Source organism: Streptomyces sp. NPDC002564 (assembly GCF_042889645.1).
Taxonomy (GTDB): domain Bacteria; phylum Actinomycetota; class Actinomycetes; order Streptomycetales; family Streptomycetaceae; genus Streptomyces.
In genome coordinates this window covers 316,834-334,676 of record NZ_JBIARE010000006.1, presented here as the reverse complement: position 1 = coordinate 334,676, position 17,843 = coordinate 316,834, and the positions used below count along the sequence as shown (strand labels likewise).

The window sequence follows — 17,843 nt, the reverse complement described above, 5'->3', positions numbered from 1 at the left end:
CACCGGGCCCGGTCAGACGCCGGCGCGCTCCGGTGCGGCCGGGGTCACCGGGACCTGCCGCGGCGTGCTGCGCGGGGCGTGCCGGGCCGTGAGGCCGACCAGGGCGACCGCCACGACCAGGACGAACGCCGCGCCGGCGATGGCGAAGCTCAGCGTGAACTGGCTCTCCTGCGGCAGCGCGGGCAGGCCGGCGGGCAGCGGGATGGTCTTCGACGCGAGCAGTGAGGTGATCATCGCGCTGGCCACGGCACTGCCGACCGAGCGGGAGATCGAGTTGATGCCGTTGGCGATGCCGGTCTGGTGGGCCGGGACGCTGGCGACGATGAGCGCGGGCATCGAGGCGTAGCCGAAGCTGATCGCGAGGCCGATGACCATGCCCGCGCCGATGACGGAGGCGCTGGTGCCGTGCGCCAGGGTCAGCCAGGCGAAGCCGACGACACCGAAGGAGGCACCGGCGGCCAGCGTGCCGCGGGCGCCGATCCGGCGGACCAGGACGCCGCCGAACTGCGCGCCGAGCAGCGAGACGATCGTGGTCGGCAGGAGGTAGACGACGGAGGCGCCGAGCACCGAGGCGCCGAAGCCGTACCCGGCGACGTCCTCGGGCATCTGCACCAGGTACGAGACGCCGATGAACTGGGCGAACATCGCGAAGCCGAGCAGGAGTCCGGCCAGGTTGGTGAAGAGCACCGGGCGGTGGGCGAACATCTTCATGTCCACCATCGGCTCCTCGACCCGGAGCTCGGTCAGGACCCACACGACCGCCATGACGACGGCGCCCGCGAAGGAGCCGAGGGTGCGGCCCGAGGTCCAGCCCCACGCGTGGCCCTGCGAGATCGGCAGGAGCAGCAGGACGAGCAGCAGCGCCAGCGTGCCCGCGCCCAGCCAGTCGGTGCGGCCGCCGGTCTTCGAGCGGGAGGCGGGGACGGCGAGGACGACGCCCACCAGGGCGAGGACGGCGAGCACGACCGCGAGCCAGAACACCCGGTGGTAGTCGGGGTCGGCACCCCGGGTCAGCAGGCCGGCGCCCACCAGGGCGAGGCCGCTGCCGAACGCCAGCGTGCCGCTGACCAGCGCCATGGCGCCGTGCAGCTTGGCGGGCCTGATCTCCTCGCGGAGCACGGAGAGCGCGAGCGGGAAGATCGCGGTGGCCGCGCCCTGCATGATCCGGCCGACGATCAGCAAGGTCAGGGAGGACGTGGTGGCGGCGAGCACGGAGCCCGCGATCATCACCAGGAGCACCCCGATCAGGGTGGGCTTCTTGCCGTGCTGGTCGCCGAAGCGGCCGAGCAGCGGGGTGAAGACGGCGGCGGAGAGCAGGGTGGCGGTGGTCACCCAGCTGACGCCCGCGGTGGTGGCGTCCAGGTCGTTCTGGATGATCGACAGGATCGGGACGACCAGGGTCTGCATCATCGAGACGACCATGGCGGCGAGCCCGAGCACCAGGACGAGGGCGGTCTGTCCGGTGGCTCTGGGCGGGGCCGCGTGCTGCGTGTGGGACACGGTGACTTCTTCTCCAGCTGCTCAACTACTTGAGGACATCGATACTTGAGAACATCAAGCAATGACCAAGAAGGTAAGCCTCAATATTTGAGAACGTCAAGTTTCATGGCGTAAGGTGGCTCACATGTCTGGAACCCCCCGCGTCGACACGGACCGGCTCATGGAGCTGCTCGCGGTGTCCCTCGGTGCGTACTACGGAGACTTCACGGAGGCGGCGGCGCGGGAGAACCTCACCGCGAGCCAGGGCAAGACGCTGAGCGTGCTGCGCCGGGGCCCCGCCGCGATGCGGGTGCTCGCCAGGACGCTGTCCTGCGACGCGTCGAACATGACGGGGATCATCGACCGCCTGGAGAAGCGCGGTCTGGTGCACCGGGAGCCCAGCCCCACCGACCGCCGCGTCAAGAACGTCCTGCTGACCCCCGAGGGCGAGCGGGCCGTCGACGCGATCCGCGCCAACATGCACGCCACCCAGGCCGGCCTGGCCGCGCTGGACGACGCCGAGCGGGCCACCCTCCACGACCTGCTGAGCCGCACCTTCGAGACCGGCCCCGCGGCCGCCGCGGGCTAGCGCGCGCTCACGCCCGCGGGTAGCGGGCCAGCCACCCCGGCGACGAGAGCGCCGGGCCGTGCAGTGCGGGCCCCTGCGTCATCTCCATCGCGAAGTCGTCCGCGAGTTCGAGGACGGTCGGCCGCCCCTCCAGCTCGGTGAGCCATCCCGGCGGCAGCGCGGTCTCCCCGTGCAGCGCGCCGAGCAGCGCCCCGCACAGCGCCCCGCAGGCGGCCGAGGGGCCGTCGTGGTTCACCGCGAGCCGCAGCCCGTGCCGGATGTCCTCGCCGACCAGCGCGCAGTACACCGCCGCGGCCAGCACGCCCTCCGCCGTCCCGTCCCCCGCGAGTTCGCCGACCCGCGCGGGCGTGGGCATGCCCTGCCGCACGGCGCCCAGCGCATGCTTGAGCGCGTCCGTGACGGGCTGGTGGCCGGGGCGGGCGGCGAGCAGCGCCAGGCACCGCTGGAGCGCGCCGTCCAGGGACTCCCCGCGGGCCAGGCCGTGCACGACGACGGCGTGCGCGCCCGCGGCGAGGTGGGCGGTGGGGTGGCCGTGCGTCTGCACGGCGCACTCGACGGCGAGCTGCAGCACCAACTGCGGCTCCCAGCCCACGAGCAGCCCGAAGGGCGCCGACCTGACGGCGGCTCCGGGGCCCTTCTCGTCGGGGTTCTTCGGCACGTCGAGGGTGCCCATGACGTCGTTGCCGAGACCCAGCAGGCAGGCCCGGGCGGGGTCGCGCCGCGCGTACAGCCACTCCTCGCGGGCCAGCCAGCCGTCCTCCTTGCGCCGCTCGTCGGGGCCCCAGTCGCTCTGCGTCGCGGCCCAGCGGCGGTAGGCGCGGTGCAGGTCGGTGGGCGGGTGCCAGGCGCCGGTGTCCCGTCGCACCTGGGCGCGTATCAGTCCGTCCACGGTGAAGAGGGTGAGCTGGGTGGCCGACGTGACGGCGCCGCGGCGGCCGTAGGCCGGGGCGGGCTCGGTGAGGCCCTCGGCGCCGTGCGCCGCACGGATCCCGTCGAGCCCGAGACCGTCGACGGGCGCCCCCAGGGCATCGCCCACGGCGGCCCCGAGGAGGGTGCCGCGCACCCGGCTGCGGAAGTCCTGCTGCTCGGCGCGGCCCCAGACACCGGTGGCTGCTGCAGTACCCACCGGGACCCCCTTCCGTGCCTCGTCCTGGCTCGCCCGGTTGCGACTTTGCAGCACTGTAATCGACCGGGAACGATCGGTTCAGGCGCCAAGTGGTATGCGAAGAGTCGCCCCTGAGGCGGCTTTTGGACGCACGTTCACGGGAGCTTCGCACCTGCTACGAAATCCCCCTCCCGTCGGCCCGCCCCGCGTGCGGTCGCGGCCCCTCCCCACCTCGCGGACACCTCGCGAACACCTCGCGGACCCCACCCCGCAACCCCCGGGCCCGGCGCACCGAATGAGACAGCACGGGGCCGATATCCGGTGAACGGGAACCGAGTTCGGACATACGTGCGTGTGCACCACAGAAGTCTCTGCGGTGTACAACCTTCTCCGCGGAACGATCGTCTTCCTACACGACCACACAAATTCCCCCACTGGAGGAACAGTGCGCCGCAGTCTCATCACCGCCGTGGCAGTCGCCTCGCTCGCGGCACCGATCGCCCTGGCCACCGCAGGTTCGGCGGCGGCCGCGCCCACCCCGCCGAAGGCCCCGGTCACCGACTTCAACCACGACGGTTACGCGGACCTCGCCATCTCCGCCCCGGGCCACTACGACAACGACCTGCCCGGCAGCGTCTCGGTCGTCTACGGCTCGGCGAACGGCCCGGACAAGGCCCACGCCGTCACCATCAGCCGCGCCACGGCCGGCGTACCCGGATCGGCCTCCGACGGCGGGCACTTCGGCAGCCGGACGTCCGCCGCCGACCTCGACGGCGACGGCTACACCGACCTCGTCGTCACGGGCGGCAAGAAGCCCGTCGTCCTGTGGGGCTCCGCCCAGGGCCTCACCGGCGCGGGCAGCACCGAACTGGAGTCGAACGGCGCGCTGGTGACCGCGGGCGACTTCAACGGCGACGGCAAGCGGGACCTGGTCACCGCCGAGTACCCCGAGCCCGAGGACCCGATGGAGAACGACGACCGGGGCATGACCCTCACGTACGGGCCGTTCAAGCGGGACGGCAAGGCCGCGAGCACCCAGCAGATCGCCACCAGCCAGACCTTCGGCCCCGGCGACTTCGTCGTGGGCGACGTGACCGGCGACGGCGCCGACGACATCGTCACCAGCCACGGCTTCGAGGAGACGGCGTACAAGAGCCAGCTCTGGAAGGGCGGCAAGAACGGGGTGGCCACCACCTCGCAGAAGCTCGCGCCCTCCCTCGGCGGCGCGGTCGCGGACATCGACGGCGACGGCTACGGCGACTTCGTCACCCGCGACATCGGCACCAACTTCGAGGACATGCCGTACCAGAAGGGCACGGTCCTCGTCCGCTACGGCTCGGCGTCCGGCCTCTCGGACCGCTCCACGAAGATCACCCAGGACACCGCGGGCGTCCCCGGCGTCGGTGAGGAGGGCGACGAGTTCGGCGCCGCCATCAGCGCGGGCGACGTGAACGGCGACGGCTACGCGGACGTGGCCGTCGGCGTCCCCGGCGAGGACATCGAGTCGACCGCCGACGCCGGCAGCGTCGTCCTCCTCAAGGGCTCCCGCACCGGCCTGACCGGCACCGGCTCGCAGGCCTTCGACCAGTCCAAGGCCGGCGTGCCCGGCGTCTCCGAGAAGGGCGACAAGTTCGGCGGCCAGGTCCTGCTCTCGGACCCGAACAAGGACGGCAAGGCCGACCTGACGGTCGCCGCGGCCGACGAGGACGGCGACGTCGCCGACACCGGTGCGGTCTGGCACCTGCGCGGCTCCGCGAGCGGCCTGACCACCACGGGCATCGACTCCTTCGGCCCGGCCGCCATCGGCGCCCCCGCCACCGCGGGCGTCCGCTTCGGCGACGTCCTGGCCGGCTGACACCCGCCGACTCCGGGGCGGCCACCCCGCACCACGGTGGCCGCCCCTCCGGCTACGGGTGGCCGCCCCTCCGGCTACGGCTCCAGCACCGGAAGCAGCTCCGGCAGGTGGCCGTCCGACTCCCGTGCCGCCCGCTGCCGCTCCGCGGGCACCTCGCCGTAGAGCGTCGTGCGCGGCCTGGCGGGGCGGCCCGCCGCGTCCGCGATGGCGACCAGGTCCTCGATCGAGCGGTACGAGCCGTAACTGGAGCCCGCCATACGGGAGATGGTCTCCTCCATCAGGGTGCCGCCGAGGTCGTTCGCCCCGGACCTGAGCATCTCCGCCGCGCCCTCCTGGCCCAGCTTCACCCAGCTGGTCTGGATGTTGGGGATGAGCGGGTGCAGCAGCACGCGGGCCATGGCCGTCACCGCGCGGTTGTCGCGCGTGGTGGGACCGGGGCGGGCGATGCCCGCCAGGTACACCGGCGCGTTGGTGTGGATGAACGGCAGCGTCACGAACTCCGTGAAGCCCTCGACGCCCTTGTCCAGGGCCTGCCGCTGCAGCGCGGCAAGCGTGCGGAAGTGGCCCAGCCAGTGCCGGGGCTGGTCCACGTGCCCGTACATCATCGTGGAGCTGGAACGGATGCCCAGCTCGTGGGCGGTGCCGATGACCTCGATCCAGGTGGCGGTCGGCAGCTTGCCCTTGGTGAGGATCCAGCGCACCTCGTCGTCGAGGATCTCGGCGGCCGTCCCGGGGATCGAGTCGAGCCCGGCCTCCTTGGCGGCGGTCAGCCACTCGCGGATCGACAGGCCCGTGCGGGTCGCGCCGTTGACGACCTCCATCGGCGAGAAGGCGTGCACGTGCATGCCCGGCACCCGCTCCTTCACCGCCCGCGCGATGTCGAAGTAGGCGCTGCCCGGCAGGTCGGGGTGGATGCCGCCCTGCATGCACACCTCGACGGCGCCGACGTCCCAGGCCTGCGCGGCCCGGTCGGCGACCTGGTCCAGGGAGAGGGTGTAGGCGTCCGCGTCGGTCCTGCGCTGCGCGAAGGCGCAGAAGCGGCAGCCGGTGTAACAGACGTTGGTGAAGTTGATGTTGCGCGTGACGATGTACGTGACGTCCTCGCCGTTGACCGACTTGCGGATGTCGTCCGCCACCGAGCAGAGCGCGTCGAGGGCGGGCCCGTCGGCGTGCAGCAGCGCCAGCGCCTCGTCGTCGGTGAGGCGCGTCGGGTCGTCCGCGGCCTGCTTCAGGGCGGCACGGACGTCCCCGTCGATGCGGGAGGGCACCATGCCGGGCGCGGCCTGCTCGCGCAGCGCCTCCCAGTCGCCGTACACCTCGTCGAAGTCGTCGCGGCGGTCCGTGGTGCGGCCGGTGGTGTCGATGGTGCGGTGCAGGTCGGTGCGGCCCGACGCGGCGACGTACCCCTCGTCGGGCTCCTGCCACGGGTGGCCTTCGACCACCGCGTCGGGCCTGGCCAGGCCCGTGTCCGGGTCGGCGAGGGCACGCAGGTGCGGGAGCAGCCGGGGGTCGAGCCAGGGCTCGCCGCGCAATACGAACTCGGGGTAGACGCAGAGCCGTTCGGCGAGCGTGAAGCCCGCCTCCGCGGACCGCGCGGCGAGCTCGTCCAGCTGCGGCCAGGGCTTCTCGGGGTTGACGTGGTCGATGGTCACCGGGGACACCCCGCCCCAGTCGTCGATGCCCGCGCCGATCAGCCGCGCGTACTCCCCGGCGATCAGGTTGGGCGGCGCCTGGAGGTTGCCCGCCGGGCCCATCACGTGCCGGGCGACGGCGATGGTGGCGACCAGGTCGTCGATCTCGGCGTCGGGCATGCCGCGCATCGCCGTGTCCGGCTTGGCGCGGAAGTTCTGGATGATCAGTTCCTGGATGCCGTGGTAGGAGCGGGCCACCCGGCGCAGCGCGAACAGCGATTCGGCGCGCTCCTCGTACGTCTCGCCGATGCCGATGAGCAGCCCGCTGGTGAACGGCACCGAGGAGCGGCCCGCGTCCTGAAGGACCCGCAGCCGCACGGCCGGTTCCTTGTCGGGCGAGCCGTGGTGCGGCTGTCCCGGCTCGGACCACAGCCGCTCGGAGGTGGTCTCCAGCATCATCCCCATGCTGGGCGCGACCGGCTTGAGCCGCTGGAAGTCCGTCCACGTCATGACGCCCGGGTTGAGGTGCGGGAGCAGGCCCGTCTCCTCCAGGATGCGGATGGAGATGGCGCGGACGTAGGCGAGGGTGTCGTCGTACCCCTCGGCCTCCAGCCACTCGCGCGCCTCGGGCCAGCGGTCCTCCGGCTTGTCGCCGAGGGTGATCAGGGCTTCCTTGCAGCCCGCCGCCGCGCCGCGGCGGGCGATGTCGAGGACCTCGTCCGGGGACATGAACATGCCGTGGCCGGCGCGCCGCAGCTTGCCGGGCACGGTCGCGAAGGTGCAGTAGTGGCACTTGTCACGGCAGAGCCGGGTGAGCGGGATGAACACGCTCTTCGAGTACGTGATGACGCCGGGCCGGCCCGCCGCCGCGAGGCCCGCGTCGCGCACCCGGGACGCGGACGCCGTCAGGTCGTCGAGGTCCGCACCCCGCGCCCGCAGCAGGACCGCGGCCTCCGTCACGTCGAGCGCGACACCGTCCCTGGCCCTTTTGAGCGCGCGCCGCATGGCGTTCGCGGTGGGTCGTCCGGCCTCCGGGGGCTGCGCGCTGTTGGTCATGTCTCCGAGCATACGAGCGAGAACACCTGCCTCCTACAGATACTTCCGCCCGCCCGGACCTGGGCGGACCCGCGCACCGCTTCACGGCCCCACGTACCGGCCGAGGCCGTCGAGCACCGCGCACACCTCCTTCTCCCCGGCGGGCGGCAGCTGCACGATCACCTCGTCGACGCCGAGGTCCGCGTAGTGCGCGAGCTTGCCCGGCTCGGGCGCGACGGCCGTCACCGCCACGTACAGGTCGGCCGCCGCGCGCCCCGCGTCCGCCCACGCCTGCCGCAGCACCGGCAGCGCCTCGCGCAGACCGCTGCCGCCGACGGGCATCCAGCCGTCCGCGTATTCCGCGATGTGCGCGAAGAGCCCCGGCCCCGCGGCCCCGCCGATCAGCGTGCGCGGCCCGAACAGCGCCCCCTTCGCCGGCCGCTCGCGCGGCGCCCGGCGCGGCTTGGGATGCACCTCGCTGGCCCGCACGCCGCCGAACTCCCCCTCGTACGCCTTGGGATGGTCCGCCCACAGCGCCCGCATGACCGCCATCCGGTCGCGCACCACCGCCCGGCGCCGGGGCCAGACCACGCCGTGGTCCTCGGCCTCCTCGCGGTTCCAGCCGTAGCCGATGCCGAGGGTGACCCGGCCGCCGCTGAGGTGGTCCAGGGTCGCGATCTGCTTGGCGAGGTCGATCGGGTCGTGCTGGGCGACGAGCACGATGTTCGTGCCCAGGGTGATGCGGCCGGTGACGGCGGCGGCCTGGGCGAGCGCCACGAACGGGCTGAGCATCCGGGCGCACTCCGGCGGCAGTTCACCGCCCGGATAGGGGGTCTCGCGGGGCACCGGGATGTGGGTGTGCTCGGGGAGGTAGAGCCCGGCGAAGCCGCGCCGCTCCAGTTCCCCGGCCAGGCGTACCGGGGTGATCGTCCGGTCGGTCATGTAGAGCGTCGCCGAGATGCGCACGGGCAGCGGTCCCTCCGGGAGTGTCGGTGCGGGGACCTCTTCCTATCCCCGGACGGCCGGTTGGTCCATGGCCGTGCGCGCACGAACCCGGGGCACCGCACCGACACGGCCCGTAAGTCCGGCAATGGCCTTCCCTTGCCGCACAGTTCACGGCTCAATACCAGGGTTGCACCCACCACCCACGTCACCGTCGAACCCTGGGGAGCCGCACCATGTGCGAGGACGGACACCAGCGCGACGCACACGAGCAGCACACACACGAGCAGGTCGCACACGGGCAGGACGCGCACGGGCAGGACGCGCACGGGCAGGACACGCGCCACCCGAACGGGCCGAACCGGCGCGCCCTGTTCGTGACGGGAGCCGCCGCCGCGCTTACGTTGGGCGGCGTGAGCTTCGCCAGCGGCGCCGAGCGGCGCGCTCCCGGGCGGGACAGGACGCCGGGCAGCAAGGAGACCAGGACGGTGCGCGGCACGCTGCCCACCGGCTCCCCCGACTTCGTGTACCTGCCGGTCGACGTCCCGCACGGGGTACGGGAGTTGCACGTCGTCTACAGCTACGAGAAGCCCGCCGTGCCGCCCGGCACCCAGGGCAACGCGCTGGACATCGGCATCTTCGACGAGCGCGGCACCGAGCTCGGCGGCAAGGGCTTCCGCGGCTGGTCCGGCGGCGCCCGCACCGAGTTCTTCCTGCGCGCCGACGAGGCGACGCCCGGATACATCCCGGGCCCGATCCGCGCGGGCACCTGGCACATCGCGCTCGGCCCCTACACGGTCGCCCCCGACGGCCTGCCCTACGAGGTGACGATCACCCTCACCTACGGGTCGCCGGGCCGCACCCCGAAGCCCGTCCACCCGCCGGAGCGGGCCAGGGGCCGCGGCCGCGCCTGGTACCGCGGCGACTGCCACCTGCACTCGGTGCACTCCGACGGGCGGCGCACCCCCGGCGAGATCGCCGCGCTCGCCCGCGCGGCGGGCCTGGACTTCATCAACAGCTCGGAGCACAACACGCACTCCGCGCACCCGCACTGGGCCGAGCACGCGGGCGACGACCTGCTGATCATGCTCGGCGAGGAGGTGACCACCCGCAACGGCCACGTCCTCGCCCTCGGCACGGACCCCGGCACGTTCGTCGACTGGCGCTACCGCGCGCGGGACAACCGCTTCGGCCGGTACGCGCGCAGGATCCGCGACGCGGGCGGCCTGGTCGTCCCCGCCCACCCGCACGCCACCTGCGTGGGCTGCAACTGGAAGTTCGGCTTCGGCGAGGCCGACGTCATCGAGGTGTGGAACGGCGCCTACACCCCCGACGACGAGGTCTCCCTCGCCGACTGGGACAGCATGCTGGTGGCGTCCGTGCGCGGCGGCAGGCCGTGGATCCCGGCGATGGGCGACAGCGACGCGCACCGCGACCCCGACCGCATCGGCGGCCCGCAGACCGTCGTCCTCGCCGACGACCTGACGCGCGAGGCCATCCAGGAGGGCCTGCGCAGGGGCCGTTCCTACGTCGCCGAGTCCCGGGACGTCGAGCTCGCCTTCTCCGCGGCGGGCGGCCGGGGCCGGCACGCGGGCATCGGCGGCCGGCTCGACGTCGCCCCCGACGACCCGGTCACCGTCCGCCTGGACATCAAGGGCGCCCCCGGCTGCACACCGCGCATCGTCACCGACCAGGGCGTCCTGTTCACCGGCACGAAGCTGCCGGAATCGGGCACGGGCACCGTCGAGTGGCGCACGACGGCCGCGTACGCCGCGTACGTACGGGCCGAGGTGCGGCACGACCCGGCGGTGGCCGGACTGCCCGGGGCGCTGCGCGCGTTCACCAACCCGGTCTTCCTGGGCCGCTAGCCGCACGCCGGGCCCGTGCCCGCGACGCCCCGGCGGCCGGGACGCGGGCCCGGGCCCGGCGGTCCGCCTCACCCCGGCCAGACGATCGACTGCAGCTCGCTGTAGGCATGCAGGGCGTACGAGCCGACGTCGCGGCCCACCCCGCTCTTCTTGAAGCCGCCGAACGGCGCCTCCATGTTCCGGCCGATCGTGTTGACGCCGACGCCGCCCGCGCGCAGCCGCCGCGCCACCCGGAAGGCGCGGGCGACGTCGCCCGACCACACGTAGTCGATGAGGCCGTAGTCGCTGTCGTCGGCGAGCGCGACCGCCGTCTCCTCGGCCTCCTCGGGCCCGGCCGCGTCGAAGGGGACGACGACCACCACCGGTCCGAAGATCTCCTCGCGGACCACCCGCATGTCGCTCGTGCAGTCCGCGAGGAGCGTCGGCGCGACATAGAACCCCTTGTCCAGGGCCGGCCGTTCACCGCCCGCGACGACCCGCGCGCCCTCCTTGCGGCCCTCCTCCACGTACGCCTCGACGCGGTCCCGGTGCGCCGCCGAGATCACCGGGCCCACCACCGTGCCCCGCGCGGCCGGATCGCCCACCCCGAGATACCCGATGTAGGCGGCCAGCTTCTCCAGCAGCGCCTCGTACACGCCCCGTTGCACGATGACGCGGGTCGGCGCCGTGCAGATCTGCCCGCTGTAGAAGGAGAACGTCGTGCCGATGCCCGCCACCGCCGCGTCCAGGTCCGCGTCGTCGAAGACGATGGCCGCACCCTTGCCGCCCAGCTCCATCAGCTGCCGCTTCATGTCGCGCCCGCACACCTCGCCGATGCGCTGCCCCACGGCCGTCGAGCCGGTGAAGCTGACCATGTCGACGTCGCGGGAGGCGACGGCCGCCTCGCCGACGGCCACGTCCGTGCCGGAGACCACGTTCACCACACCGGGCGGCACCCCCGCCTCCGCCAGCGCCGCCGCCATCCCGAACACCGACAGCGGATCCTGCGGGGCGGGCTTCACGACGACCGTGTTGCCCATCGCCAGCGCGGGCGCCACCTTGCCCGCGGGGTTCGCCCACGGGTTGTTGTACGAGGTGATGCAGGTGACCACGCCCACGGGCCTGCGCACCGCCAGCGCCCCCATGACGCCCGCCCTGCCCATCGGCCCCGCCTCGTTGATCTGCGGCGCGAGCCCCTGCTCGACCGGTTCCAGCGCCCCCTTCGCGTACCGCTGGAAGCGCGCCACCGCGACGGCGACCTGCATGCCGCGCGCCGTGCCGGTCGTCGCGCCGCTCTCGGCGCGCGCGAGGTCCGCGTACGCGTCGAAGTCGCGCCGGATCACCGCGGCCGCCCGGTCGAGGATCGCCGCCCGCTCCTCGGGCGCGGTGCGCGACCAGCCCGGCAGCGCCCGGCGGGCTGCTGCCGCCGCCGCGTGCACCTGCTCCCCGCTCGCCTCGGGCGCGAGGCCCACGACCTCCTCGGTGGCCGGGTTCACCACCTCGTAGTGCCCGCCGTCGGGCTCGACCCACTCGCCGTCGATGAACAGCCTGCGCGCCCTGCTCACTTGGTGCTCACCGTCCTCGTGTCGCGCCCCGAGCGCAGGATCCTGCCCGGCACCGCGCCGGTCACCACGTCCCCCCGGATCGCCTCGACGCCGTTGACCCACACCGCGTCGACGCCGATCGCCTTGGAGTCCAGGCGCGGGCTGTCGCCGGGCAGGTCGTGCACGAGGGTCGCCTTGCCCGCGTCGATCCGCTCCGGGTCGAAGAGCACCAGGTCCGCGTGGAAGCCCTCGGTGATCCGGCCGCGCTCGCGCAGCCCGAAGAGCTGGGCCGGGTCGTCGGTGAGCATCTTCACCGCCTGCTCCAGACCGAGCAGCTTGCGCCCGCGCAGGCAGTCGCCGATGAACCGCGTCGTGTACGGGGCCCCGCACATGCGGTCCAGGTGCGCGCCCGCGTCCGAGCCGCCCAGCATGACGTCCTCGTGCCGCCAGGTCTCGGCGCGCAGCGCCCAGGAGTCCGGGTCGTTGTCGGTGGGCATCGGCCACAGCACGGTCCGCAGCCCGTCGTTGGCGCAGATCTCCACCAGGCAGTGGAACGGTTCGAGTCCTCGCTCGGCCGCGATGTCCCCGACCACCCGCCCGGTCAGCCCGTCGTTGGCCTCGCAGTACGTGTCCCCGATGACGTACCGGTCGAAGCGGGCCAGGCGCCGGAAGACGCCCGCCTCCTTGCTGCCCGCGCGCCGCAGCATCTCCTCGCGCACGTCCGGGTCTCGCAGCCGCTCGATCCGCTCGGGCACCGGCAGGCCCAGGATGTCGCCCCAGCCGGGGATGAGGTTGAGGGCGCAGAACGTGCCGAGCGACATGTTCATGGGCGTCAGGATCGGCATGGTCAGGGCGACGATGCGGCCGCCCGCCCTGCGGGCCCGCTCGCTCGGCACGAGCTGGCGCGGGACGCGTTCGGGGACGGCGGCGTCGATGGTCAGGACGTTCCAGTTCAGCGGCCTGCCCGCCGCCGCGCTCATCTCCACGAACAGGTCGACCTCGTCGTCGCTGAACTGGTCGAGGCAGCCCGCGACGATCGCCTCCAGCTGGGTGCCCTCGTGCTCGGCGACGGCCCGGCTGAGCGCGAGCAGCTCCTCGGGCCCGGCGTGCCGGGACGCCACGGGCTGCCCGTCGCCGTCCGAGTGCGTCGAGGACTGCGTGGTGGAAAGCCCCCAGGCGCCGGCGTCCATCGCGTCGTGGAACAGCCGCAGCATCTCGTCGAGCTGCTCGGGGCTCGGCTGCCCGCCGACGGCGTCCTCGCCCATCACGTACCGCCGCAGCGCGCAGTGCCCCACCATGAACCCCGCGTTGACGGCGACGCGGCCCTCCAGCGCGTCCAGGTACTCCCCGAACGAGCTCCACGACCAGGGCGCGCCCTCCTCCAGGGCGACCAGCGACATGCCCTCGACCTTCGACATCATCCGCCGCGTGTAGTCGGCGTCGCCGGGCCGGTCCGGGTTCAGCGGCGCCAGCGTGAACCCGCAGTTGCCGCCGGCGACGGTGGTCACGCCGTGGTTCAGCGACGGCGTCGCGTACGGGTCCCAGAACAGCTGGGCGTCGTAGTGCGTGTGCGGATCGACGAACCCGGGCGCGAGGACTCGCCCCCGGGCGTCCTCACTGGTCCGCGCCTCCTCGGACACGGTGCCCGGCTCCGCGATGACGGCGATCCGCCCGTCCCGCAGCCCGACATCGGCGACGAAGGCGTCGGCACCGGTCCCGTCGACGACGGTCGCGCCCTTGATGAGGTGGTCCAGCATGACGGAGACGTCCCCTTCCGAAGGCAGATATCACGGGATGCGCTGAGTGTGGGTGTGGGGGGCTACTTCAGCCCGTCCGGCGTTTGAGGACGAGCCCGCGGGGCGACGACAGGGTGCGGTTTGGATGCGGGGCGCCCCGGGGGTATTTCAGCCCGTCCGGCGTTTGAGGACGAGCCCGCGGGGCGACGACAGGGTGCGTTTTGGATGCGGGGCGCCCCGGGGGGATTTCAGCCCGTCCGGCGTTTGAGGACGAGCCCGCAGGGCGACGACGGGGGCCCGGGGGCGCGCCCCCGCGACGGCAACCCCGTACCCCGCAGCCGTCCGCCAGGACCCCGGCCTCCGTCCGGGAGAGGAGGCCGGGGAGCTTCACCGTTCAGACCCGGCGGGTCACGCCTTCGCCTGGCGGAACCGCGAGGTCCGATGCACCGGATCCGTGTCGATCTTCGGAATCACGTGCTCACCGATCAGCTTGATCGTGTTCTTCGTGTCCTCGGGCGAGATCCCGATCGGCAGCCCGAAGCTGAGCTGGTCCGCCCCCGCCTGCTCCCACCGCTTGCACTGCGTGAGCACCTCGTCCGGGTCACCGCAGATCATCAGCTCCTCGGCGATGAGCAGCTCGATGATCTCCTCGGTGTACTCCGGCAGCAGTTCCGGCCACTGGGGAATGCCCTCGGGCCGCGGGAACGTGTCGTGGTAGCGGAAGAGCAGCGACTGCAGGTAGTTGAGCCCGCCGCCGACCGCGATCTCGACCGCCTTCTTGTGCGTCTCCGCGCAGATCGCCGTCGACGTCACCATCACGTTGTCGTTGACGAAGTCGCCGATCGGCTGCGCCTCCTTGACGGCCGTCTTGTACGACTCGACGACCCACTCCATGTCGGAGACCTTCTGCACGCTGAAGCCGAGGACCCCGAGCCCCTTCTTGCCGGCCATCGCGTACGAGGAGGGCGACCCGGCGGCGTACCACATGGCCGGGTGCGACTTCCCGTACGGCTTGGGCAGGATCTTGCGCGGCGGCAGCGACCAGTGCTTGCCCTGGAAGCCGACGTACTCGTCCTGGAGCCACATCTTGGGGAACTCGGCGATGGTCTCTTCCCAGATCTCCTTGGTGTGGTTCATGTCGGTGATGCCCGGCATGAAGCCGAGGATCTCGTGCGAACCGGCACCGCGTCCCGTGCCGAACTCGAAGCGCCCCTCGGAGAGATGGTCGAGCATGGCGACCTTCTCCGCGACCTTCACCGGGTGGTTGACCGGCGCCAGCGGGTTGAAGATGCCCGAGCCCAGGTGGATGCGGTCGGTCGCGTGGGCGAGGTAGCCGAGGTAGACGTCGTTGGCGGAGAGGTGCGAGTACTCCTCCAGGAAGTGGTGCTCGGAGGCCCAGGCGTACTTGAAGCCCGACTTGTCCGCCTGGATGACGTACTCGGTCTCCTCGATGAGCGCCTTGTGCTCCGCTTCGGGGTCGACCTTGGCCCGCTGGGCGGGCACGTATCCCTGTACAAAGAGACCGAATTCCAAGGGAGGTTCACCGTCCTCGTGAGGTTCCGACGGTTTCTGACGAACCGTCAGATCGTGATGCGTCGACTGTTCCACCGGGCCGCCGGACCGTCAATAGCTGATGCTGCGTCAGACCATCGAGGTGGGGCGCCTTTATGCCGGGTTGCCACGGGAGCCTTCGGGCCGGGTCGCTATGTGATGCTCACCCCCGCCGTCCAGCCGCCGTCGACGACGAACGGCTGCCCGGTGATGTACGCCGAGTCGTCGCCGGTCAGGAACAGCGCGAGGGCCGCCACCTCCCGCGGCTGCCCGATCCTGCCGAGCGGCACGAGTTTCTTGTACAGCTCGGCGACCGCCTCCTGGTCGGCGCCCGGGTCGAGCTGCGCGGGGTTGGTCATGGGCGTGTCCATCGCCCCGGGGCACACCGCGTTCACCCGGATCCCGCGGCCCGCGAGCTCCAGCGCGGCCACCCGGGTCAGGCCCACGATGGCGTGCTTGGTCGCCGCGTACGCGCCGACGTAGGCCATGCCCGTGAGCGCCGTGAACGACGCCGTGTTCACGATCGTGCCGCCGCCCGCGGCGGCGATCTCGGGGGCGGCCGTGCGGATCCCCAGGAAGCAGCCGATCTGGTTGACCTGGATGATCTGCTGGAACTCGGCGAGAGGGGTGCTGACGAGTTCGTTGAAGCGCAGGATGCCCGCGTTGTTCACCAGGCCGTCCACCTTGCCGAAGGCGTCCTTGGTGGTGGCCACGGCCGCCTGCCAGTCGTCCTCCCGGCCCACGTCCAGGTGGACGTAGCGCGCCGACTCCTCCCCCAGTTCCTTGGCGAGCGCCTCGCCCTGTTCGTCGAGGACGTCGGCCAGGACGACGCGGGCTCCCTCCTCCACGAAGAGGCGCGCCTCCTGTTCGCCCTGTCCGCGGGCCGCGCCCGTCACGATGACGACGCGGCCGTCCAGCTTGCCCATGCGGTGCTCCCTGGTCCTGGTCGGTGACTCCGGCCTGTCGGGTGCGTCCCCGGCCGGCTGTCGGGGCTTCAGTCGTTCAGGTGCGGGGCCACGTCCGAGGCGAACGCGGCCATCTGGTCGGTGAGTTCGGTGCGGGTGCGGCTGCGGAAGCGGACCTGGATCTGGTCCACGCCCATCGCCGCGTAGGCGCGCAGCGATTCGGCGAGGGCGTCCGGCTTGCCGGTGAGTGTGCGCCGGCCCACGGACCAGGCGGGCTCTCCCACGTACAGCGCCTCGGTGATCGCGCCCACGGTGACGGGCGCCTCGATCCCCGCCTCCTCGCGCAGCCGCTTGAGCCTCGCGATCTGGGCGGGGAGCTTGTCGCGCGGGTCGCCCTGGGGGAGCCAGCCGTCGGCGCGGGTGGCCGCCCTGCGGACGGCGGCGGGGGACGAGCCGCCGACCCAGAGGGGGACGGGCTGCTGGACCGGGCGGGGCCGCTGGCCGAGACCGGCGAAGTCGAAGAACTCGCCGTGGTGTTCGGGGTACTCGTCCGGGCCGAGGGCCGCCTTCAGGGCGTCGATCGTCTCGTCGAGTACGGGGCCGCGGCGGTCGAAGTCGACGCCGAGCACCTCGAACTCCTCCTGTACGTGACCGGCGCCGACCCCGAGGATCAGCCGGCCGTCGCTGAGGCGGTCGAGGGTCGCGTACTGCTTGGCGGAGAGGAGGGGGTGGCGCAGGCCGACGACGGCGACGTGGCTCAGCAGGCGGACGCGGGTGGTGACGGCGGCGAGGTAGGAGAGGGTGGCGACGGGGTCGTACCAGATGGTGCTCATGCCTTCGGCGAGGCGGTGGGGGATGGCGACGTGGTCGCAGCTCGCGATGTACGAGAATCCGGTGCGGTCGGCGGTGCGGGCGATCTCGGCGAGGTCTTCGGTGGTCGCGTCGGCTTCCCAGGGCTCGGCGTAGAGGGCGCTCTGGGACTGGACCGGGAGCTGCATCCCGTAGACGAGCATGGGTATCGCCACCTCTTCGGTAGACCTGACGGTTCGTCACTTCGGGTGACGGGGTTATGGTCGTACCTGACGGGGTGTCAGACAAGGGGTCTGGCGGGGCGCCTTTGCGGGCGGGGCGCCTCGGGTTTCGTGGTGGGGCGGGGCCGCGGGGGTATGTGCGTACTCGCTATCCCTGCGCCCCGCTGCACGAACAAAGACGCCATTGTTTCCTCGGTGCTCCGTGCGCACATACCCCCACGTCCCCTCCGGCCGGTTGGGCGGGTGCGGCCCGGTGGTGCGTCGGTCGCGGGTGCCGCCCGGTGGGCTTGTTCCGTGAGTCCCCTCGACCGGAGGGGTGAGGGTGAGTCCGTAGGTTCCCCTCGACCGGAGGGGTGAGGGTGAGTCCGTAGGTTCCCCTCGACCGGAGAGGCGGGAGTGAGCCCGCAAGCCCCCTCGACCGAAAGGGCGAGGGAGAACCGACACGCCCCCTCGACCGGAGAGGTGGGGGTGAGCCCATCAGTCCCCTCGACCGGAGAGGCGAGGGAGAACCGACACGCCCCCTCGACCGGAGAGGTGGGGGTGAGCCCATCAGTCCCCTCGACCGGAGAGGCGAGGGAGAACCGACACGCCCC

General features: G+C 72.6%; 12 protein-coding genes. 3 read left to right on the top strand and 9 right to left on the bottom strand.

Features of this window, described 5'->3' with window-relative positions; all coding sequences use genetic code 11:
* Positions 1 to 12 precede the first annotated feature (12 nt).
* Positions 13 to 1,500, bottom strand: coding sequence for an MFS transporter (locus ACFYXE_RS23135; protein ID WP_389315145.1), 1,488 nt, complete (start codon positions 1,498 to 1,500; stop codon positions 13 to 15).
* 124 nt (positions 1,501 to 1,624) lie between these two features.
* Between ACFYXE_RS23135 and ACFYXE_RS23130 the strand changes: the two genes are divergently transcribed.
* Positions 1,625 to 2,068 carry a MarR family winged helix-turn-helix transcriptional regulator gene (locus tag ACFYXE_RS23130; RefSeq protein WP_389315143.1) on the top strand — a complete coding sequence of 148 codons (444 nt, stop codon included), beginning with the start codon at positions 1,625 to 1,627 and terminating at the stop codon, positions 2,066 to 2,068.
* A gap of 7 nt (positions 2,069 to 2,075) precedes the next feature.
* Here ACFYXE_RS23130 and ACFYXE_RS23125 read toward each other — a convergent pair whose 3' ends face one another.
* A complete protein-coding gene (locus ACFYXE_RS23125) occupies positions 2,076 to 3,194 on the bottom strand; it encodes an ADP-ribosylglycohydrolase family protein (RefSeq protein ID WP_361167572.1) in 1,119 nt (372 codons plus the stop codon).
* Positions 3,195 to 3,618: 424 nt separating this feature from the next.
* On the opposite strand from ACFYXE_RS23125, the gene ACFYXE_RS23120 reads away from it, so the two are divergent.
* On the top strand, positions 3,619 to 5,028 hold the full coding sequence (locus ACFYXE_RS23120; RefSeq protein ID WP_389315140.1) for an FG-GAP-like repeat-containing protein: 1,410 nt from the start codon (positions 3,619 to 3,621) through the stop codon (positions 5,026 to 5,028).
* Between the two features lie 74 nt (positions 5,029 to 5,102).
* On the opposite strand, the gene ACFYXE_RS23115 is transcribed toward ACFYXE_RS23120, so the two are convergent.
* Positions 5,103 to 7,715, bottom strand: a complete 2,613-nt coding sequence (locus tag ACFYXE_RS23115; RefSeq protein ID WP_389315138.1) for a bifunctional FO biosynthesis protein CofGH — start codon at positions 7,713 to 7,715, stop codon at positions 5,103 to 5,105.
* An 81-nt stretch (positions 7,716 to 7,796) separates the two neighbouring features.
* Positions 7,797 to 8,660 carry a TIGR03619 family F420-dependent LLM class oxidoreductase gene (locus ACFYXE_RS23110; RefSeq protein WP_389315136.1) on the bottom strand — a complete coding sequence of 288 codons (864 nt, stop codon included), beginning with the start codon at positions 8,658 to 8,660 and terminating at the stop codon, positions 7,797 to 7,799.
* Positions 8,661 to 8,872: 212 nt separating this feature from the next.
* On the opposite strand from ACFYXE_RS23110, the gene ACFYXE_RS23105 reads away from it, so the two are divergent.
* On the top strand, positions 8,873 to 10,504 hold the full coding sequence (locus ACFYXE_RS23105) for a CehA/McbA family metallohydrolase (RefSeq protein WP_389315134.1): 1,632 nt from the start codon (positions 8,873 to 8,875) through the stop codon (positions 10,502 to 10,504).
* A gap of 68 nt (positions 10,505 to 10,572) precedes the next feature.
* On the opposite strand, the gene ACFYXE_RS23100 is transcribed toward ACFYXE_RS23105, so the two are convergent.
* From ACFYXE_RS23100 to ACFYXE_RS23080, 5 genes are all read right to left on the bottom strand, one after another.
* The gene (locus tag ACFYXE_RS23100) at positions 10,573 to 12,048 is read right to left on the bottom strand and encodes an aldehyde dehydrogenase family protein (protein ID WP_361167554.1); all 1,476 of its coding nucleotides are present in this window, start codon (positions 12,046 to 12,048) and stop codon (positions 10,573 to 10,575) included.
* Entirely contained in the window at positions 12,045 to 13,784 is a 1,740-nt protein-coding gene (locus ACFYXE_RS23095; RefSeq protein WP_361167551.1) for a D-aminoacylase, read from the bottom strand. The genes ACFYXE_RS23100 and ACFYXE_RS23095 overlap by 4 nt, the downstream gene beginning before the upstream one ends.
* Before the next feature lie 387 nt (positions 13,785 to 14,171).
* A complete protein-coding gene (locus ACFYXE_RS23090) occupies positions 14,172 to 15,296 on the bottom strand; it encodes an LLM class flavin-dependent oxidoreductase (protein WP_389315130.1) in 1,125 nt (374 codons plus the stop codon).
* Between the two features lie 170 nt (positions 15,297 to 15,466).
* Positions 15,467 to 16,240, bottom strand: coding sequence for a glucose 1-dehydrogenase (locus ACFYXE_RS23085; RefSeq protein ID WP_361167545.1), 774 nt, complete (start codon positions 16,238 to 16,240; stop codon positions 15,467 to 15,469).
* 68 nt (positions 16,241 to 16,308) lie between these two features.
* Complete coding sequence (locus tag ACFYXE_RS23080) at positions 16,309 to 17,232, bottom strand: LLM class F420-dependent oxidoreductase (RefSeq protein ID WP_389315127.1); 924 nt, start codon at positions 17,230 to 17,232, stop codon at positions 16,309 to 16,311.
* Positions 17,233 to 17,843: the final 611 nt, after the last annotated feature.